Source organism: Clostridium sp. UBA4395 (assembly GCF_002390995.1).
Taxonomy (GTDB): domain Bacteria; phylum Bacillota; class Clostridia; order Clostridiales; family Clostridiaceae; genus Clostridium_J; species Clostridium_J sulfidigenes.
The window spans coordinates 1-21,721 of record NZ_DGRF01000038.1 but is presented as its reverse complement, the minus strand read 5'-3'; the positions used below and the strand labels follow the sequence as shown (position 1 = coordinate 21,721).

The following is a 21,721-nucleotide window of genomic DNA, read 5'->3' as shown; positions in this document are numbered from 1 at the left end:
CATATCAGCTTAACAGAATCAAAATTTATAATCTTTACCTCCGTTTATTAAATGAAAGGGAAATCCATCTTGATTTATTGGGCCAATATCCATTTTATATAGTAATGGTTCTGTATCAATAAAAAATTTTATTGGTACCTTAAATATATGATCAACTTCACTTGTATTAAACTTAATGTTATTTGTATTAAGTTTAGCGATATAGGGACGCATTATCATGAGGTATGGTGATAAGAAATAATCCATTTCACCAATAACTTCAAAATCTTCTTTTTTAATATTCATCTCTTCCATGGTTTCTCTTATTGCAGCATCTCTAAAAGACTCTCCTTCTTCAACCTTTCCACCAGGTAGACAAACATCTCCAGGCTGACTATTTAATTTTTTAGCTCTAACTTGAAAAATTATATAAACCTCATCGTCTATAACCTGTAAAAGAATCATCACTGCTGCTTTTTTCATAGGTTGTATAGATGTGGACTCCCTATCTTTAAAAATATCATTTATTCTATCAATATTTATATTTGTCATCAGTTCACTGCTCCTTCTAAATATCTTATATATAGCATACCACAATATTAGATAATAAAAATATAACATATTATTAATAACATATTTTTTCTTTGTCCTTGTTGAAAATTACAGTAAATGTTATACTAGATAGGACTTATTTAATTCTAAAATATAAAATTGGAGAGATGACTTGTGAAAAAGAGAATTTTATCATTATGGGTATTTTTTACTTTAGTATTTACCTTTTCTTTCTCAACTATAGCCATTGCAGAAACTCAACCTGAAATCGTTGGTACTTCTGCTATTGTTATGGACTTAGAAACAAAGGAAATAATCTATTCTAAAAATATCGATGAAAAGAAACAACCAGCCAGTATTACTAAGCTGATGACTGCTTTACTATTAGCTGAAAATAAAAGTAAAACCGATTTACTTACTTATCCAGCTGCAGCCTTAAAAGAAGAGCCTTATTCTTATGGACTTAATGTTCATCCAGTAACACCTGGAGATACATTTACCGGTAAAGATGCTATGGACATACTACTTCTTTATTCAGGTAATGATATTGCTTATATGGTTGCTGAAAATGTTGGTGGAACAAAGGAAAAGTTCATTACAATGATGAATGAAAAAGCTAAAGCTTTAGGTATGACCAATACTAATTTTGTAACACCTAATGGCCTTGATGATAACACTGATGATCACTATACTACAGCATATGATTTATCCCTATTATTAAATGCAGTTTACAGTAATGAGTGGATTAGAGAAACTATGTCTAAAAAGGAATCAGAAGTAAAATCTACTAATGGACCATCATCAATAGTTGAAAATAGAAATAAACTTATAGGTGTAGATGGAAACATTGGCGGAAAAACTGGTTATACAGAAAAGTCTGGAAGATGCTTAGCAGCTTTATATCAAAGGAATGGACATACTTTAGCAACAGTGGTATTAGGTTCAGATTATAATTTTCCAGTAGACACTCAGGTTTTTGAAGATACTACAAACTTAGCCAATTATGGCTTCAATGCAGAAAAAGAAGTCTTCAAAGCTAAGAACACTGAAATTTCAGAAGTTACTATGGAATATAAAATTTTACCTCTTATAGGACCTAAAAAAGCAATTAAAGTTCCAGTTACTATTCATGAGGATATTTCATTATATCCAACAGACTTAGAACCAGAATTTAATTCTGAAGTAGGTAAGATAAATATTTGGACTTTAAGTAAAGATAAATCTATTGGTAAAGCTACTGTTAATATAAAGGGATATGAAAAACAATATGATATATATTCTGGACTATCCAATATGGATATAATAAAAAGTAATATCCTTTATTATGTATTAGCTCTATTAGTATTAATAATAATAGCATCTTTAGTAATACTAATAATATCTAAAATAAACAAAAAACGTAGAAAAAAAAGAGATCGTATATATAGATAGCTTTAAAGATTCCCTATGTTAATATTAATCATAGGGAATCTTTTTTAGTGTAAATATTTGTAATTTTACATATGTAGGTGTTTTTCTATTTACTAAATAACTTTATTTATCATAATAAATTAAATTTAAATTTTATACTTTTTTATTTTATCATTCTCAATTATGACAATGATACTTATGATTATTTTAAAATATTAAATAAACTTTATAATGTCTTCAATTTTATCTATTATATAATCAGGATTATGTGCTTTAATCTTTTCTACATTTAGTGCAGTATAATTTACTAGGCAAGTTTTTGCTCCTGCATTCTTTCCGCATAATATATCATTATGGCTATCTCCTACCATTATAGTTTCACTCGGGTTAACTTTTAAGAATTCACAAGCTTTTAACACTGGTTCACCATCTGGCTTATGTTTCCTACTATCTTCTGGAGTAATTATTACATCAAAATATTTCTCTAAGTCAAAACAATTAAGTCCTCTTAGAGCCGTTCCCCTTTTCTTAGATGTAACTATTGCTAATTTTAATCCCTTATCTTTTAGCTTTAATAGCCCATCTTCCACGTGATCATAAGATTTTATGTATTTATCATGGCAATTAAGACAGTATCTTATGTATTCATCAACTAATTCATCAGCTCTCTCCTTATCATATTCACTTAATACATCTTTAAGTGGTATACCAAAGGATTCTACAATTTCCTCCTCTCCTATATTTAATCCTAAATAATTATTTAATACATAATTAAAGGAAGTCAATATTAATTCATTGGTATCTATTATTGTGCCATCTAGGTCAAACAGTATTGCTTTAATCATATCGTTCTACTCCTTATTTATAAGTAATTTTAGCGGTATGTACCACTTTGAATAACTCAATCCATGGTTATCTCTATATGTACCCTTTATATCCTTCACCATCACTGTAGCTCTTTTATTAATATTGCTAATTATTCCTTCATACAATATACCTTTGTATTTAAATTGAACAACTTGTCCTTTAACAAATGAGTTATTTATGGTCTTATTTAAGACATCTTTACTCTTTAATATTTCATGATAACTACTTGTATGTCCAAATAAATTAAAGGCTATATTTTTAAATCTTTCACCTTTACAATTAGAGCTTCCATACTCACTAAATTCTATGACATGGCAAAGCTCATGCTCTAAAATAAGCATAAGAGCTTCTAGTGCATCCTTAGCTTCTATTCCACATACAAATTTACTTCTATTATCTTCTATATATTCTTTTATGACTCTATTACTTATTCTAATCTCATAGGTACATTCTCTTCCTCTTTTTGAAAAGATAGTCTTTCCACCACTTGAAGTCATCCTATTGGATAAGGATACTTTAATACCCTTTGGTATAGCATTTACTAAATACCCCTTTAATACATAACCATCGTATATATTTATAAGGTTAGAAATATTTTCTAATGTCAAAATATCTATAGAATTTAGCACATTAAGTTTACGTCTTCTGCAAAAATCTTTCTTTATAAAATCTCTCATATTCACTTTATCATTTTTGTTAACTTCAGTGTCAATCATTAAGTATGTACTACCTTCCTTAAATAGATTTTTTCTATAAAAATACTGAGCATGCATTATAATTATATTACATGCTCAGCCCTTATCTAATATTTAGAGCATTTTAACACAGACTAACTTAATATTTTATTGATTTATATATAAGTCTGCTTAATTGATCTTTTTCTTTTGCACCTTCTATACTTCTTAATATTTCCTCATTAATCTTACTTATATCAATATTTAATTCTTCAATATGACTTTCTAAGGAATTTATTGCATTTAAAAGCCTTGTCTTTTTGTTATCTTTAACTATTACCTTATCTGCAAAAGATTTAAGAGCAACATATGTCAAGATTAGTACATCTTCATTCTCTACAAATTCTTCATAATTTTCCACAAGATATACTACAGCTTTAGTTAGTAGATTTTTATATATTTCTATACCTTCACCGTGGTGAGTAAAAGCTACTATACTTCTAGCAGTATATATAACCTTATCTATTTTATCATCTTCTACAGATTTACCAAAGGCACCACTTGCTAATTGTTGTGTTGCTAGCACACGTAAGAACTCTGATTTATCTATACCCTCATCCATTAAATTTTCTAACTGCAATTCATCTAGACTTTGACTATAGTAGAACTTCGGAGAAATTATATTTGTATCACCCTTATTGAAATCTATGTTAACTGGTAAGAATTTTCTCATAACTCCTCCCAGTACAGGTTCATAAATTTCTTCTATTAAAATAAAGGATGTTTCATCACTTATAATTCCAATGTCAGTAGATAACTCTATAATCTTATTTTTCATAGCCTCATGAACTTCTCCACGTTCATAGACGATTCTATTCTCTAAAGATTCTATTCTTTTCTTATACCAAACCTTTTCAATTAAATTTGCATTAACCTCTAAGTCTAATTTAGTTAGAACTATTCTTCGTTGTATTCTTCTATCTCCAACCATACCATTAAGAGTAACAATACCTTCTAGATTCCCATCCATCTTAGCAAATATTGAAAATGGTTCTCCATCATACATATATTCTATGGTTCTAGGGTAAGTTTTCTCAACCTTCATTCCACCCCAATCAATTTCAATATCTGTTATTTGTAGTCCTCTTATTCTATTGAACTGATTTAAGATTACATCTTCTATTCTAATACTTCTATTAATAAATTCTGCTTTTCCAAAGGTAATTCTTGCTATTTTATTGATGAAATAGGTATTAACAGAGGCATCTATTCCAAAAGGGAAAATTCTGCTTCCAACGCAAGTTTTTTCTACATAATCAAGGATATCTTTCTCATCATCCACTACGTCATCAGTAAATAAAATGATAGTATTTTCTTCTCCCTTATCTTCATTTAAAAAGGCATATTTTATTCCATCAAATATATTAGCATCATTTTCACAAGTTAACTTATCTATCCACTTAGATGCTTCCTTTAAATTTTCATCATTAAATTCAACTCTTCTACTCTCTGAAAAATGCTTTAGGGTGTCACCCATAGCAACTATGTTAAAGGTATCACCTTTATATAAATTTCTAAGACATAAGTGTAAAGCAGTTTTAGCCTCCTTTAACTTATCTCCTTCCATGGATTCTGATATGTCTATAAGGAATATATAGTTTCCATTTTTCTCTTCTACATCCTCTTCAATTTCAGGTAGAAATCTCAAATAAACAATTCCATTGTCTTCGCTATAATTCTCATATATAATTCCACTTGTTTCACTGGAATTTTCCTCTAAATAAATTGTCATAGCACTATCCAGAATTTGCTCTTCACCTTGAAGTGTTATTTTGTATAAATTGCTATCATCATCCTCTTCTTCTTCTACCTGAATTTTATGAGTATTACAAGAAAATTTAGCACTTTCAAAGGTCTCTACTAATAGATTTAAAGATAATTTATAGTCTTCTTGTTGACTTTGTTCTTCATTATATGGATTTTCTGGAAGTACAATCTTAGGAATAATTAACTTAAGCTTGGAATGTTCATATACTAGCTCTTCAATATAAGAGATCTTTATAACTACAGTTTCACCTTTTAAAATTGTTCCAATTGACATTTTAAAATAGTTATTATTTAGTTCTTCTAATATAAGTTTACTTCCTGAATCTTCTCCAATATTTTCATAAATTTTCTCTATTTCTTTTTTATCTTCTACTTTTCCTTTTATAACACTGCCACCTATATTAGCTTCGAAACCTGAAATAACAGCAGTATCTGGTATAGGAAAGGTGTAAATTCCTTTTACATCATCTTCACCTATATTTTCATAAACATGGCTAATTGTAAATTCAACAAACTCTCCACAAATATTACCGTCTATATCTACCTTTTTTAACAATATTTCTCCCTTAGAAATATTGTTCTGTAACTTTTCATATTCCATAACCTCACTCCTTTTATGTTATCTACCTTTCCTTCAGAAGGAGTTTTTCCTCCCTCTGAAGGATAAATTATTATCTAGGGACTTAGCCATAGTCATATAGTTTAATATAAAAGTTTCTATAAATTATATTGTACTACATAACTTCTTTTATTACTCTCAAAGCATTCTTATATAATATTTTTTCTATATGACTTTCATGATATCCTTCTTTTTGTAATGCTGTTATGAGTTTATCTATCTCTCCCATATTACTAATTTCTAGATTTTTAGGATTTATTCCATCAAAATCACTACCAAGGGATAATACATCTATACCCCCAACATTACAGATATGATTTATATGTTTAACCATATCTGTAACAGCACTTTTACTTCCTCCTTCTATTAAGAAAGATTTTTCAAAGTTGATGCCAGTTATGCCCCCCTTTTCACTGAGAGTTCTAATCATATCATCAGTTAAATTTCTGCTGTGATTACATACAGCTCTACTGTTTGAATGTGATGCTACAAAAGGTTTCTTACTATATCTTGCCACATCATAGAACCCTCCATCGGATAGGTGTGAAACGTCAATAATCATGCCTAGCCTATTCATTTCTTCAAGGGTTTCTAATCCAAAGGTTTTTAACCCTTTATTTCGAAACTCTTCTCTGCAATTTGGATAACCTATACTATTTTCATAATTCCAGGTTAATGTCATAAGTCTAACTCCTAGGTCATAAAAATTTCTTAAATTCTTAAGAGAGCCTTCTATAGCTTCACCTTCTTCAATGGTCAAGAAAGCTGATATTTTATCCTCCTCCTTATTCACTTCAAAATCCTCATAATTTTTTGCTACAGATATTTCATGATTATTTTTTTCTAACTCTTCATAAAATTTATTAAGCATATCCATGGCTCTATTAAATGCCTTAGGATGCTCATTAAGATCAATAAACAATGCAAAAAATTGTGCTAAGGAATTACCTTTTGTTAACTTTTCTAAATCAATAGCTAGATGATTTCTCTTTAATTCCATATCCTTATTATCTATTAAATGACAAATTGTATCACAATGCAAATCAATTATACTCATATTATATCCCCCTTAATTCTAAGACTATATCTTCTATAAATTACGAATTTACAAATTATTCATTACCATAAATTTTAAAATTCTATCCCTATTATCTATATTATAAATTCTCCTTCTTTATTTATATATCCTTCTTTTTCATCTATTATAACCTTACATATTCCATTGTAAAAGTTATCTACTTCATGAAATTTAGGTTCTATAACTATATTACCTTTTAAATCTACAAAGCCCCACTTCTCGTTAATTTCAACAGAAAATAAACCTTCACTATACTCAAGAACATTATCATACTCTATAGGTATTATTATGTTCCCACTTCTATCTATAAATCCATATTTATCTTCTATGGAAACTGCTGCATAATCTGTATTAAAATTATCTGCCCAGCTGTATCTTTTTTCAATAACAAAGTCACCAGAATTATTAATATATCCCCATATATTATCTTGGGATACAGCTGCAAGTCCATTAAGAAATTCGTTAGTAAAATCAAAATTTCCTTCAATCTTTATATTAAAGGTTTCATCCACATATACATTTTTACCTTCTAATCCCACATTGGCTAAACTCTCATTAAAATTGTTAGCATATTCATATATAAATCCGCTAATACACTGACCTTCCCCATTTATATATCCATAGTTCTCACCTTTTCTAACTATAGCGAGGCCATTCTCTTCAAACTCATTAGCTTCATCAAAGGTAGGTGATATAATCATTTTGCCATGTCTATTGATATATCCCCACTTTCCTAATATTTTCACTGCTGCAAGTCCTTCAGTGAATCCTTTTCCTTCTTCATATTTTACTTTTATTACCTCATTGCCTTGTAAGTCTATATATCCATATCTATGGTTTAACTCAACTAAAGCCATGCCTTCATTAAAATAATTTATATCATCATATTTGGGAGCTATTATATAATCCCCTTGTCTATTTATGAAACCACATAATCCATCTACCTCTACAAAGCCCATTTCATCCTCAAATTCATCGGCAAAATCAAAAATAAAAGGAACTATAGTTTTTCCACTTTCATCTATATAACCATATTTATTATCTAATTCAACGGGATACATTTTCATAATCTTTTCTCCTTTGCTTTTTAAATATATGAATATTATACCATTTATACGAATAAAAAGTCTTATATTATCTTAATTAAAGATAACCTATTCTATATATTTAACTATTTAAAAACTATTATTTCATACCTTATATATTATTAATACAATGTCTATTTAATTATACTAATTGTTAGTAATTATAATTTATATTATAATTAAAAAGATGTAATAATAAGTGTAGATATCTCTACACAATACAAAGGAGTGTTAAATATATGAAAAATTGTATAGTAGCTCAATCTGGTGGTCCTACATCTGTAATAAATGCCAGCGCAATGGGAGTATTTAAAGCAAATGAAGAACTACACTATTTTGACAATGTATATGCAGGAATTAACGGTATTGAGGGAATTTTAAATGAAAATATAATAAATCTTTCTCAGATTGACAGTGAAGTTATTGACAGATTAATTTATACACCATCTTCAGGACTTGGATCTTGTAGATACAAATTAAAAACCTATGAAGATAACAAAGAAGAATACATAAAACTTTTTGAGATTTTTAAGAAGCATGAAATTGATACTTTCTTCTACATTGGCGGAAATGATTCCATGGATACAGTTCATAAACTTAGTAACTATGCAAAGGAGCATAACCTTCCTGTAAAATTCTTTGGAGTTCCTAAAACTATAGATAATGACCTTCCAGTAATGGATCATACTCCTGGTTTTGGAAGTGCTGCTAAGTTTATATCAACTATAGCCCTAGAAAATAAATTAGATGCTAGTGTTTATACTGCAAAAAATGTATTTGTTATAGAGGCAATGGGTCGTGATACAGGATGGCTAGCTGCTAGTTCTTGTATTGCTACATTAAATGGAGAACCAGTGGTAGATTTAATATATCTTCCTGAAGTTGCCTTTGATGAAGCTAAGTTTTTAAAAGATGTGGCTAAAAAATTAGAAGTAAAAAATTCTGTAATTGTAGTAGTTTCTGAAGGAATAAGAACAGCAGATGGTACTTTCCTTGGTGAAATGGGTGGTACTGGTCTAGATAAATTTGGTCACGCTCAATTAGGTGGAGTTTGTAGTTATATTAAAAATGTAATCACTAAAAATGGAGTTTGCAAAAAAGTAAGAGCCATAGAACTTTCAACTATGCAACGTTGCGCAATGCACTTTGCTTCTCAAACTGACATTGATGAAGCCTTTAATTGTGGATTTGCTGCATTAAAACACTCTGCAGAAGGTGAAAGCGGTTATATGATAGGTATTAAGAGAGTTTCTAATGCTCCATATAAATCAGAAACCTTTGCAGTGCACACTTCAAAAGTAGCAAACTCAATAAAATATTTCCCTAAGGAATGGATCAATGAAGAAGGTAACAATGTAACTAAAGAAGCTTATGAGTATACAGTACCTCTAATTATGGGAGAACCAAAAATTCAATACGAAAATGGTCTTCCAAAATACGCTTTCATAACAAAATAATAGAATAAATATTACATTTTTTTATATTAAAAGGAGTGATTTAAAACAAGAAATCACTCCTTTGTACTAATTTATGTATATATTAAGAGGCATTTTAGTTTTCAGCTAAAGATAATCAGTGTTATTTCCATCGGTGTGATTTTAGTTACCTGCTGTATCTGTATTATCTTTTTTATCTTCTTCTACATAATTAGGATAAAACTCTTTTCCACCAGCTTTAACAGTAATTATATTTTTAGTTACATCTACAGTAAAATTAGTTTTTAAAGATTGAGAGGTTGGAAATTTACCATCAAAATATTTATTACCTATTTCCGTTATATCATCTGTGGTTATAGGGCCTGCGGCATTTATATCTCCCTCTATTATCTCGGTTTTAACTGCCATAGCTATGGCATTAGCATTTGAAACATCTGTTTTTTCTTTAGCTTCACTAACCTTAGACACCATTGTTGGTGCTACTGCTAAGGCTAATACACCTATTATCCCTAAAACTACTAGTAACTCAATTAAGGTAAATCCTTTTTTCTTAGATCTATTAATTTTCTTATTCACACTATTACTCCTTTCCTTTTTGATTTAAGAATTTATGTAACAATTCATGCACATAAACTATGCTATCCATTAAATCCATTTTTATACATTATTTTATATTTTTTATAACTAAAAAATATTTTCTTCATAAATAAAAACACCTAGGCTTTATTTTAATCCTAGGTGTTTACAATATTTACATACTAATTATCAGTTAATTTTTCATTACATTTTTCTTTTATAAGAAAAGCTTCATCATAATGATCGTCAATAACTATAGCTTCTTCTGCACACTTTAATGCTTCTTTAAACTTTCCGTCTTTAAAGTATATTTTAGCTTTAAGCAAGTAGTATCTTTCATCATCAGACATCTCTATAGCATTATTAATAAAAGTTAAGGCTTTATCATATTGAAAATCAACTATAGCATAAAAATAATAAGCTATTATATAGTAAATTTTATCTTGCCTTGTATATAAATTAAATATACCCATTAAGAAACTAAGAATTTCCTTTCTTGAAAGAAAAGTTTTTCTTACGGTACCTCTATTCATATCTTTATAGGACATCTTAAATAAATAATCCACTGCTTCTGTGTACTTATATCTTCTAATATAAATACAAACCTTATTTAAATTCATATATAAATCATTAGGTGCTAGGGTAAGTGCTTGTTCCATATATGCCATAGACTTCTCATATTCCCCAATCTCAAAATGAGTTCTTGCTAAAAGGTTAAAGTATTTACCATTGTCACTTTTCAAACTAATAGCCTTATTAAGATTGTATATAACCTCTGAATAAGAAAAACAATCTAAATTATGAACTCCAACTAAATCCTTTAAGGAGGTCTTAGAGCTATTTAAAAGTCTCAATACTAATACAATTGCCCTTCCTTTTCTATAATACCCATGGGGACCATCACTTTTCACCTCAATGAGCCTATCATATATATTTATGGCTTTATTATAATTTTGTATCACCTTATATACTGATTGGTTTTTTACAATAACTTCATATTCCTCACCTAATTCCAAAGATAACACTTCTATATAATCATACCAAAAATCATTATCTAGTTCTAAATTAATAGCCCTCTTGCAGTTGTGTATTATTCTGTCACATCTATCATCTAAAGTTAAATATTCATCTTCCTTTATCCTATGAATTTCATCTCTAAGGAGATATGACATACTTTTTTTATACTCATTATAATTTCCCTTATATATATCTTCAGCTTCATACATTTTTTTAATTACACACTCATAGCTTTGAACTTTTATATTATAAGGTGATTTCTTATCACTAGTTATGCCATCTAATACCTCTAATGCCTCATCATATCTTTTTAGTTTCATAAAAATAAAACCTTTATGATATAAGTAATCATAGTAATCTCTATTTTTAATGCCTATAACTTCATTTAAAACTTTTAAAATTATATCTACATCCTTAGTAAGTGAAGTTCTTTCCATAACAGCATCAATAAAGTCCCTCACCTTATTGTCTATATAGATTTTATTAATATACTCCCTATCCTCATACTCTGAATTACTTTCTATTTGATATAGAATTTTATATATATTAATCATCTCTAAAAAGTAATCATTATCAATTAAAATATATTTTCCTTCTTCAACTAACTCTAGATATTTTACACTTACATATTCAGAACTACTATGATAGTGATCGTTTTCTTCTTCCTTAAGAATAACTTGAAGAAGTTTCATATAGTTTTCATAAAGATTATAATAATCTCTTAAATTTATAAATTTCTTTATGTTATCTAAATATTGATTTTTTAAAATTCCACCTAGTCTAGCTAAGTTTTCACCAAATATCTCTACATCTCCATAACTACTATAACTAGAGAGAGCATAATTAAGTCCTTCATAATAGGCTTCAAAAGCTTCTTCAAACCTATCTAATCTTTCTAAAGTTTTTCCTTTGTGATTATAAATATATTCATCTACTGTTATTCCAAAGGATAAATTTATATAATAAAGTGCTTTTTCATAATCTTCTTCCTCATAATAGGCAAAGGATAAAAGGTCATATACTTCATCAGTTTTATTAAAGGTCATAGCCTTTTCTAAGGCATGAAAAGCATCCTTCATTCTATCCAGCTTAAGGAGCATCTTTCCCTTTAATATGTAATAATCATATCCTTTATCATGATCTATCACACTATCTAATTTCAACAGTATCTTTTCAGCTTCTACCTTGGTTATATTATTATAATTGTCATACTTTTCTTCTATGTTAAATTTGTTGTAATCCATATTTCCTCCTAAACATAAGATAAGCCCTACGCATCCATATTCAATTTTACCATATATGGGTATAAATCTAAATTAATAAATGATTAACTTTCATATATTGTCATATTATTTATATTTCATATGGATTATAATTACTATATATTTCTTTAAAATATGGTAATATATAATTAAAAACAAAATTTAGGAGGCAATTGAAAATGCAGAATATTAATAGTGAAAATTACAAAACTGCTATATTTGCTGGTGGCTGCTTCTGGTGCATGGTATCCCCTTTTGATGTATTAGATGGAATTATAAGTGTTACTTCTGGGTATACTGGAGGTGAACTTAAAAGCCCTACCTATAAAGATGTAAAATCTCAAGGTACAGGTCATTATGAAGCTATTAAAATTATATATGATTCTACTATCATCTCCTATGAAAAGCTCCTAGATGCCTTTTGGAGACAGATAGATCCAACGGATGATGAAGGTCAATTTCAAGATAGAGGCTCTTCCTACATTGCTGCTATCTTCTACATGGATGAGAATCAAAGAATAATTGCCGAAAAATCTAAAAAAGCTCTAAACCATTCAGGTAGATTTCCTAAAGAAGTAGTTACTAGGATTCTTCCAGCATCAAACTTCTATGAAGCAGAAGAATATCATCAAAAATTTTATAAAACCCATCCTACAGAATATAAAAAGGATAGAAGTATATCTGGAAGAGATGAGTTTATAGCAAAATATTGGGGTGATGATTATTATAAAATATATGAAGACTAAAATATATGAAGAGCAAAATATTTCAAGATTGGATGTGCTGTTATGAAAAAACAACATAGTGAATTATTTAAAACCCTTATCAATGCTTACTATAATGATAAATTAGATAATGTTATTGAAGAACTATTAAAGGATAATACAGTTGATAAAGAAGCCTTAGCTGCAGAAATTTCTTCTCTCTGTGGAGTGAATTTGTCCTTTAGTAATAATTACATAGAAGATTTAAAAAAAGCCATAAATAATTATGAATCAGATCATAAAATTGTTAATAAGATTAAACTATGTAAAATGGAGTGTAAGGTAGATTGTGATGGAAAGACAAAATGTCAAGAAAGTTGCCCCTTTGATGCAATTTTATATGATGAAAAAACTAAGTGTACTTATATAGATAATGATAAATGTACTGATTGTGGGTTCTGTGTAGAAGGATGTCCAACTGGAAGTATTCTAGATACAGTGGAGTTTATGCCTCTTGCTAAACTTTTAAGGGAAAGCACTCCTGTAGTAGCTGCTGTAGCCCCTGCTATAATGGGTCAATTTGGAGATAGTACCATTGAACAGCTTAGAACTGCCTTTAAATCTCTTGGATTTACTGATATGGTGGAAGTAGCATTCTTTGCAGATATGCTTACCCTTAAAGAAACCATTGAATTTGATGCTCATGTTAAAACTAAATCAGATTTTATGATTACATCTTGCTGCTGTCCTATGTGGGTTGGCATGATAAAAAAAGTATATAAGGATTTATTGCCTCATACATCTCCTACCGTATCTCCAATGATTGCAGCTGGTAGGGTGTTAAAAAAATTAAACCCAGATGTAAAGGTAGTATTTATAGGACCATGTGTAGCAAAAAAGGCAGAAGTTAAATCTCCTGACTTGATTGGTGATATTGATTTTGTTCTTACTTTTGCAGAATTACAAGAAATTTTTGAAGCCTTTAATATAGTTCCAGAAACCCTTGAAGGCACAACTTCCATGGAATATGCCTCACGAGGTGGAAGGCTTTATGCACGTACTGGTGGAGTTTCAATTGCCATTGAAGATTGCATAGAAAGAATGTTTCCTGAAAAATATAAACTTGTAACTCCTATTCAAGGTAACGGAATAAAAGAATGCAAGGAAATATTACAAGATCTTCAAAAAGGTATTATAAAAGGTAATTTCATTGAAGGAATGGGATGTGTAGGTGGATGCGTTGGTGGACCAAAAGCTATTGCCCCTAAAGATAATTCTAAAATAGCCGTAGATACCTTTGCAGATAACTCTAAATATAAAGTTGCCTACGATAGCCCAGTAATGAATGGAATCTTAGATGCCATTGGCATATTCACCATAGAAGATTACAAAGATGAAAACAAAACAGAAATATTCCATAGAGACTTTTAAAAGACTATCTCTATAAAAATTCCTACTAGATTAATTCATTTCTCACAAAAATTGAGCATCCACTTTAATATAAGTGGATGCTCAATTTTTTTATTTATATAATTCCTTCATTTTTTCAAAGGCTTCATTACTTAGAATGTGTTCTATACGGCAGGCATCTCCATCAGCTACTTCTTTAGATACTTTTAAAGTGTCCATGAGATATTTAGTGATGAGAGTATGTCTTTCATATATTTCACTGGCCTTTTTCATGCCTTTTTCTGTGAGAGTTATATCCCCTCCTTGCTCCATGGTTATATACTCAGCTTTTTTTAGTATGCCCATGGCTCTACTAATGCTAGCCTTTGTATAACTTAATTCATTTGCTATATCTATAGAACGTACAGATCCCTTTTTTCTCTGAAGCAATAAAATAGTTTCTAAATAATTTTCTCCGGATTCATGTATTTTCATAATAATCTCCTGTATAGTTTCTTTTAACCTATTTTATCATAGGTTAAATTTTCATTCAACTTTCCAAAATTATTCTTTACTTATTTAAAATAACCCAATATATGAAAATTATTCTCATTTTCAGTTGACATCATAAATCATTTATAGTAAACTCAAAATATAGGTTAGTTAAAGCTAGCTTATGTTTTTCAATATTAGTTAGCTTGTGCATACTTAAAGGAGGGATTTATATGCCACTTACTATGGCCAAATCTGGAGAAAAAGTTTTTATAAAGAAAATTAATGGTAAAGAAGAAACAGTTAGATTTTTAAAAAGCCTAGGATTTATTGTAGGTGAAAGTATAACTCTTATTTCAGAGTTAGGTGGAAATATAATTATTAATGTTAAAGATAGCCGTATTGCAATAGATAAATCTATGGCAAATAGGATTATTATATAGGAATTATTATAGGAGGTAATTATGAATACATTAAAGGATGTAAAGCCAGGACAGACTGTTACAGTACTTAAAATTCAAGGTGAAGGTGCTGTAAAACGTAGGATTATGGACATGGGAGTTACTAAGGGCTCTTCTATTCATCTTAGGAAGATAGCTCCCTTAGGAGACCCTATTGAGATAACTATTCGAGGATATGAACTTTCTATCAGAAAATCAGATGCTGAAAAAATATTAGTTGAATAGTTTTTAAATCTAAAATTTTCACAGAGTTAAATCTCTGTATATTTTTCATTAGTAAGTTAGCATCGGCTAACATTTAGGGGGGATTAAAATGGGTATAAAAATAGCTCTTGCTGGAAACCCAAACTGTGGTAAGACCACAATTTTCAATGAACTTACAGGGAGTTCCCAATATGTAGGAAACTGGCCTGGAGTAACTGTAGAAAAGAAAGAAGGAAAATTAAAAGGATATAAGGATGTAACTATCGTTGATTTACCAGGTATTTATTCATTATCACCTTATACCTTAGAAGAAGTTGTAACTCGTAATTTCTTGATTGATGAAAGACCAGATGTGATTATTAATATAGTTGATGGATCAAATATTGAAAGAAATCTTTATTTAACAACTCAACTTGTAGAACTTGGAATTCCTGTAGTTATAGCCTTAAATATGATGGACGTAGTAAATAAAAATGGAGACATGATAAATACTTCAAAGCTTTCGAAAACACTTGGATGTGAAGTATTAGAAACCTCTGCCCTTAAGGGGAAAGGTCTAAAGGAATTATCTGATAAGGCTGTAGAAATTGGTAAAAGCACTCCAAAGGTTACCTTATTAAATACCTTTAGTAAGGATACAGAAGAAGTTATAAGTAACATAGAAAAACTATTAAAAGGAAATTCTTTAATAAAAAATCCACGTTGGTTTTATATTAAACTCTTTGAAAGAGATGAAAAAGTTCTAGAATATTTAAAATTAGATAACAATACAAAAGGTAAATTAGATAATTTAATTAATAACTATGAGGAATCTCTTGATGACGATGCAGAAAGTATTATTACCACTGAACGTTATGACTACATAGGTAAAATAATCACCTCCTGTGTTAAGAAGAAAAATAATTCTAATTTAACTCCTTCAGATAAAATAGATAAAGTTGTGACTAACAGATGGCTTGCCCTTCCAATCTTTGCACTAGTAATGCTAGGTATATATTATATTGCAGTTACTACTATTGGAGCTATAGCTACTGACTGGGTAAATGACACCCTTTTTGCTGAGCTCATTCAAGGGAATGTTTCTGACTGGTTAATGAATATGCAGGTAGCTGATTGGTTACATGGACTAATTGTAGATGGTATTATCGGTGGTGTTGGTGCCGTTCTTGGATTTGTACCACAAATAATGGTATTATTCTTCTTAATATCTTTACTAGAAGACTGTGGTTATATGGCTCGTGTAGCCTTTATCATGGACAGGATCTTCCGTAGGTTTGGACTTTCCGGTAAATCTTTTATACCTATGTTAATAGGTTCTGGTTGTAGTGTTCCTGCTATTATGGCAAGCAGAACCATTGAAAATGATAGAGATAGAAAAATGACTATAATGCTTACTCCATTTATTCCATGTAGTGCTAAACTACCAGTATTTGCGCTACTAGCTGGTGCCTTTTTCCCTAATCAACCTTGGGCAGCACCATCAATGTACTTCTTAGGTATAGCCATGGTTATACTTTCAGGAATAATCCTTAAGAAAACTAAGCTATTCAAAGGTGATCCAGCTCCTTTTGTTATGGAACTGCCACAATATAGAATACCTAGCCTTAAAGGCCTTCTTATTCACATGTGGGACAGAGGAAAAGCCTTTATCATAAAAGCTGGTACCATTATCTTTGTAGCTTCAGGTCTTATCTGGTTTTTACAATCCTTTAGCTGGTCTTTACAAATGGTAGACGCACAAGATAGTATATTAGCTTCCGTTGGAAATGTAATAGCTCCTATATTTGCGCCTCTAGGCTTTGGTAACTGGCAATCTGCCGTTGCTACTGTAACAGGATTCTTAGCTAAAGAAAATGTAGTTGCTACCTTTGGTGTCCTATTCGGACTTGGTGCTGAACTAACAGAAAGTGACCCTAACCTAGTTTCAACTATGGGACAACTATTTAATGTAGTTAGTGCTTACTCTTTCATGGCATTCACCCTACTAGCTGCTCCATGCTTTGCGGCTATTGGTGCTACAAAACGTGAAATGGGCTCTTGGAAATGGACATTTATCGCTATAGGATATCAAACAGGTTTAGCCTATGTGGTTTCCTTAATCATTTATCAAGTTGGACGCTTAATCTTTTTATAAAGGAGGTGTTACTATGGCAACATTTTTAATCGGTGCTGTAGTTATAGGTGCTATGATATTAGTATCAGTAAAACAATTTAAGAAACAATCTCAAGGTGACGGTTGTGGCTGTGGTTGCTCAGGTTGCTCCCAGGCTAGCAAGTGTCATAGATAAAATAAAGCTGAGGAAATTTCCTCAGCTTTTCTTATGGTTTAAACTAATCTTATTGTTATATCTTCCTTTAACTCTTCATTTAATCGCTTTCTTAAGTTTTCTAATAATAATTCTATGTCCTCATGATTTTTTATAGCCTTTTCATCCTTAACCAATTCCATCACACTAAGTACTTTAGCAATGTTTTCTCTTCCAGTTTCTTTAATAATTTCATTTAACCACCTTAACTTTAGTTTCTCTCCAAGTTTATACATTGATAATATAACTGGAAAACTCTTTGAACATAGAGTTTTCTTAGTAAGGTTTTCAAAGTCTTCATTAATTTTACCTTCAAATTCATTATAGAAATCATAGCCCTTCAAGTTTTCTATCACTTCATCCTTACAAGCTTTAATAAATTCTATTGCTGGAGTTATATCTTTATTTAATAGATCTAACACCCTATTATTATACTTTTCTATCAATGGTGATAGCTGAGGAATCCTGTTATAAGGCTCTTTCATCCTTAAAATACCATATAGTTCTTCTACTAGTCCTTCTATTTCAGAATCATATATAAATTCCTTATTTTCTTCAAAGGAATTAAGGATGTCTATAGCAGCATCAAAGATTATTCTCTGCTCTCCCTTTTCATTTAAGTCAACTGTATTGTTTTCTTTTCTATAAAAAAATCCCTTTATATTATCAACATAATCTATATAGTCTAGGAATTCTTCTTCTAAATCATAGACATACTTAAAAAATTCTTGGATATCATCTATATTAAGTATACTTTGAAATAACTTTTCACCTAGAAATACTATTTCTTTTCCAGGATAACCTTTATTTATTGAATAATTAAAAGTCATATCCTTAATTTTCTTAAGTTCTTCTTTGCCTAATTCTTTGAAATACTTCATTAGAAGTTCTTCATCATTAGGTATAGAGCCTCCTCCAAAGAGTTCTTTAATTAACTCCCTAGCTGAATCTATATATTTACTAGGTACCTTTTCTCTACTAATAACTATAACCTTTTCTTCATACTCTCCCTTAACTAGATAATCTACTATATCCTTGTTATTAGAAGACACTACATCCTTAGCATATATAATACTTATATATTGCTTTTTAAATAGCTTCAGGAGTATACCTTGAATATCTAGCTCCTTCCAACCATAGGGTGGACTTGAAAATTTAGTTAATATGCTTTTCACCGTTAATTTAACACTTCTCATGGTACTAGTTAATATATAATTATTTACTTCCTCCAAGGCTAATTTATTTACCTCATTATCTTCTATAGTTCTTTGACGAGTATCAGCTTCCACTATATTATATAGTTCACTACTATTATCTATAAACTCTGTAATGTAGTTTATTTTGTTAAACCTTGAATCAATAAGGGCTCTTAATCCCTCATTGATTCTACTCACCACAGCTTTTACCTTAATATTTATGAGGGAGCCACTTACATATATATCTGACCACCTTAAAGCTTCTTCTACTAAGAATTTAGCCCTTTTTAACCTGAGTTCTCTTTCCTTAGTTTTTTTAGTCTTAATATCCTCCATGTGAATAGTTGATATTAGGGTACCTTTAAGCCTTAAATATCCCTCTATTTTAAGTATATTTTCAATTTCCTCTATATAATTATCCTGGTTTGATATATCAATTATCACATTATTTTCCCTATCAGATAATTCTTTAAGATAATTTTTATTAACCCCTTCTACTAAATTATAATTAGCAGTTATAATCCTAATTCCTATAGGATTTTTTTTAGACCCTCTTACCTTTGCATCTATTAATTTATTAAAACTAAAAGAATAAATCTTAGAATAGACAAACTTAGAATTTTCATATATATGCTCAAAAACTATCTCATCTATCCTTTGAGCAATCTCTCCACTATCAATTGTCATATTTTTTATCTCTTTATTTACCTCTTGTTCCTGAATTGTTAAAAATATAAATTCATCACCATTTTTTTCAACCAAAGTTTCTCTGATAAGTTTACTTAATGACTCTTGCACCTGCTCCTTAACTTCTTTCTTTGAGGCTTCTATATTATCTATTAAAAGAGTAGATAAGTTCTCAATATTACCCTTTATTCCCCTAGCATATTTTATAAGGAATAATAATTTAAGGACTTTAACATCATAGCTATTTAGCTTTTCATTATTTTCAGCATAACCAATAACTGTTCTAATAGAAGGGTCTAAAAAAGTTTCTATAGTACTATAAAAAGCTGAGAATGGAACTAAGGTTCCTATGTTTTTTTCCATATACTCAACTGCCACTTGCTTATACGCTCCCAGTAAACTTCTCTCGCCTTTAGACAAACTTCTTCCAGCTACTCCATGGCTTCTTATGCCATTAAAAACATGTTGTAGTAAGTTAAACTGATAAGGTACAAAGGGATAAACCTGTGCAAAATTATCCATGTCCTTATATAATTTCATGTCCACAGTATCTGTAGTGAAGGTTAAAAGATTTCTAATAAAAGATTCTCTCTCCTCATATAGGCTTTGTAGCATCTCCATTGCCTGAGTTTTTTTTCTCAAAATACGTTTTTTAATTACTTCATCCACATTAGCAGAAGATAATGACAATCTTGTATTAAACCTTCCTTGAATCTTAGAAAAGTCATTGCCTTTACCTAAAGTAAACACATCTAAATCCTCTTGAGATGTAACAATAACCCAGCATCTACCTTCACATTTGCTACCTAAATCCTCCACCACTGTCTGAAGATTTAGCATAAGCTGAGTATCTTCTCCTAAATATTGGCCAATTTCATCTATTAAAAATACCACATGATGATTATTTCCCTTTAAATCACAATACTCCCTAACCCTAGAAGAAAACTTATCTATAGTTAAGGAATAATTTTCTTCACATTTATTATACCAGTTTCTTGCAGCATCTTCACTCATCTTAGTAGCTTTTGATAAAGCCTCTATTAAGGCATCCTCTTCATAATAAAAATCTTCCCTACCCTGAGTCCAAGGTTTTCCTGATATATGATGAAACACTTCTTTAAAATCTTCATATACCCCATCTTCAGTCATCTGTCTTTCCATATCAGCAATCCAAGGTATAGATCCACAAAAACCCTGCATTTCATTGAAAACCCTATTAAGTACATTAACAATAGCATCCCTATGGGATTCTGAAGCCCGGTCAGACTTAGAATCTATATTAAAAAGGATAGTATCTGTAGATTGGTTCTTTATAAGCTCCATATTCCTTAGGGTAGAATCCTGTAGTTCCTTACTATAAAAATAATCTAAAGTACTTTTATTTCCTATGGTTTCATTAGATAAAACATAGGATAAAATCTTTAAAAAATGAGATTTCCCGCTACCAAAAAATCCTGAAATCCATACTCCAATCCTATCAGTACTATCTAATATGCCTCTGCTATATGCATCAAAAAACTCATTAAAATGGCTACGTAGCTCATCAGTAACCACGTATTCTTCAAGTTCCTGCTTTATATTCTCCTGGTCACATTGACCTACCTTAATTACACCTTTTATATCTCTATTAATTTCTTTCTCAAATAAATCCTTTAACTTTATGTTCATTTCGATCCCCCTGGTTACTATTAACTTATTCCTAGACCTAGGTTATAAATAGGCTTTTTTACTTAAGCCTTATGTAAACTTGCTTTAATATTATACCATAATACAACTAGCTGTAGACATTAATATAAATCATATATGAATCCTATGGTTAACAATGTAACTTTAAACATTATTTACATACTATATTACATATGATTTAATATAAGTGGTAAATTGAAGAGTTAAATTCCGT

18 protein-coding genes are annotated in these 21,721 nt (G+C 29.9%); 8 read left to right on the top strand and 10 right to left on the bottom strand.

The window, feature by feature from the left end:
- Window positions 1-18 precede the first annotated feature (18 nt).
- Entirely contained in the window at window positions 19-531 is a 513-nt protein-coding gene (locus tag B2694_RS06125) for a CoA pyrophosphatase (RefSeq protein ID WP_346884997.1), read from the bottom strand.
- A 174-nt stretch (window positions 532-705) separates the two neighbouring features.
- On the opposite strand from B2694_RS06125, the gene B2694_RS06120 reads away from it, so the two are divergent.
- Entirely contained in the window at window positions 706-1,962 is a 1,257-nt protein-coding gene (locus B2694_RS06120; protein WP_346884996.1) for a D-alanyl-D-alanine carboxypeptidase family protein, read from the top strand.
- Window positions 1,963-2,156: 194 nt separating this feature from the next.
- Here the strand turns inward: B2694_RS06120 and ppaX are convergent, their stop codons facing one another.
- From ppaX to B2694_RS06095, 5 genes are all read right to left on the bottom strand, one after another.
- Window positions 2,157-2,786 carry a pyrophosphatase PpaX gene (ppaX, locus tag B2694_RS06115; RefSeq protein WP_346884995.1) on the bottom strand — a complete coding sequence of 210 codons (630 nt, stop codon included), beginning with the start codon at window positions 2,784-2,786 and terminating at the stop codon, window positions 2,157-2,159.
- A gap of 6 nt (window positions 2,787-2,792) precedes the next feature.
- Window positions 2,793-3,524 (bottom strand): hypothetical protein, encoded by a 732-nt coding sequence (locus tag B2694_RS06110; protein WP_346884994.1) that lies wholly within the window; start codon window positions 3,522-3,524, stop codon window positions 2,793-2,795.
- A gap of 118 nt (window positions 3,525-3,642) precedes the next feature.
- Entirely contained in the window at window positions 3,643-5,910 is a 2,268-nt protein-coding gene (locus B2694_RS06105; RefSeq protein ID WP_346884993.1) for a VIT and VWA domain-containing protein, read from the bottom strand.
- A 133-nt stretch (window positions 5,911-6,043) separates the two neighbouring features.
- Entirely contained in the window at window positions 6,044-6,985 is a 942-nt protein-coding gene (locus B2694_RS06100) for a dipeptidase (protein ID WP_346884992.1), read from the bottom strand.
- A 95-nt stretch (window positions 6,986-7,080) separates the two neighbouring features.
- Window positions 7,081-8,073, bottom strand: coding sequence for a WG repeat-containing protein (locus B2694_RS06095; protein WP_346884991.1), 993 nt, complete (start codon window positions 8,071-8,073; stop codon window positions 7,081-7,083).
- 257 nt (window positions 8,074-8,330) lie between these two features.
- Between B2694_RS06095 and B2694_RS06090 the strand changes: the two genes are divergently transcribed.
- A complete protein-coding gene (locus tag B2694_RS06090; RefSeq protein ID WP_346884990.1) occupies window positions 8,331-9,548 on the top strand; it encodes a 6-phosphofructokinase in 1,218 nt (405 codons plus the stop codon).
- A 141-nt stretch (window positions 9,549-9,689) separates the two neighbouring features.
- On the opposite strand, the gene B2694_RS06085 is transcribed toward B2694_RS06090, so the two are convergent.
- Window positions 9,690-10,103: a type II secretion system protein gene (locus tag B2694_RS06085; RefSeq protein ID WP_346884989.1), complete on the bottom strand. Its 414-nt coding sequence runs from the start codon at window positions 10,101-10,103 to the stop codon at window positions 9,690-9,692.
- Between the two features lie 182 nt (window positions 10,104-10,285).
- Window positions 10,286-12,364 (bottom strand): hypothetical protein, encoded by a 2,079-nt coding sequence (locus B2694_RS06080; RefSeq protein ID WP_346884988.1) that lies wholly within the window; start codon window positions 12,362-12,364, stop codon window positions 10,286-10,288.
- Window positions 12,365-12,561: 197 nt separating this feature from the next.
- Here B2694_RS06080 and msrA point away from each other — a divergent pair, with 197 nt between their 5' ends.
- Window positions 12,562-13,128: a peptide-methionine (S)-S-oxide reductase MsrA gene (gene msrA / locus B2694_RS06075; protein ID WP_346884987.1), complete on the top strand. Its 567-nt coding sequence runs from the start codon at window positions 12,562-12,564 to the stop codon at window positions 13,126-13,128.
- 42 nt (window positions 13,129-13,170) lie between these two features.
- Window positions 13,171-14,517 (top strand): [Fe-Fe] hydrogenase large subunit C-terminal domain-containing protein, encoded by a 1,347-nt coding sequence (locus tag B2694_RS06070; protein ID WP_346884986.1) that lies wholly within the window; start codon window positions 13,171-13,173, stop codon window positions 14,515-14,517.
- 90 nt (window positions 14,518-14,607) lie between these two features.
- Here the strand turns inward: B2694_RS06070 and B2694_RS06065 are convergent, their stop codons facing one another.
- Window positions 14,608-14,970 (bottom strand): metal-dependent transcriptional regulator, encoded by a 363-nt coding sequence (locus B2694_RS06065; RefSeq protein WP_346884985.1) that lies wholly within the window; start codon window positions 14,968-14,970, stop codon window positions 14,608-14,610.
- Between the two features lie 230 nt (window positions 14,971-15,200).
- On the opposite strand from B2694_RS06065, the gene B2694_RS06060 reads away from it, so the two are divergent.
- From B2694_RS06060 to B2694_RS06045, 4 genes are all read left to right on the top strand, one after another.
- Window positions 15,201-15,410, top strand: coding sequence for a FeoA family protein (locus B2694_RS06060; protein ID WP_035131427.1), 210 nt, complete (start codon window positions 15,201-15,203; stop codon window positions 15,408-15,410).
- 21 nt (window positions 15,411-15,431) lie between these two features.
- Complete coding sequence (locus B2694_RS06055) at window positions 15,432-15,653, top strand: FeoA family protein (protein WP_035131429.1); 222 nt, start codon at window positions 15,432-15,434, stop codon at window positions 15,651-15,653.
- A gap of 88 nt (window positions 15,654-15,741) precedes the next feature.
- Entirely contained in the window at window positions 15,742-17,766 is a 2,025-nt protein-coding gene (gene feoB, locus B2694_RS06050) for a ferrous iron transport protein B (RefSeq protein WP_346884984.1), read from the top strand.
- Between the two features lie 13 nt (window positions 17,767-17,779).
- Window positions 17,780-17,920 carry a FeoB-associated Cys-rich membrane protein gene (locus tag B2694_RS06045; protein ID WP_346884983.1) on the top strand — a complete coding sequence of 47 codons (141 nt, stop codon included), beginning with the start codon at window positions 17,780-17,782 and terminating at the stop codon, window positions 17,918-17,920.
- A 38-nt stretch (window positions 17,921-17,958) separates the two neighbouring features.
- On the opposite strand, the gene brxC is transcribed toward B2694_RS06045, so the two are convergent.
- Window positions 17,959-21,489: a BREX system P-loop protein BrxC gene (brxC, locus tag B2694_RS06040; protein WP_346884982.1), complete on the bottom strand. Its 3,531-nt coding sequence runs from the start codon at window positions 21,487-21,489 to the stop codon at window positions 17,959-17,961.
- Window positions 21,490-21,721: the final 232 nt, after the last annotated feature.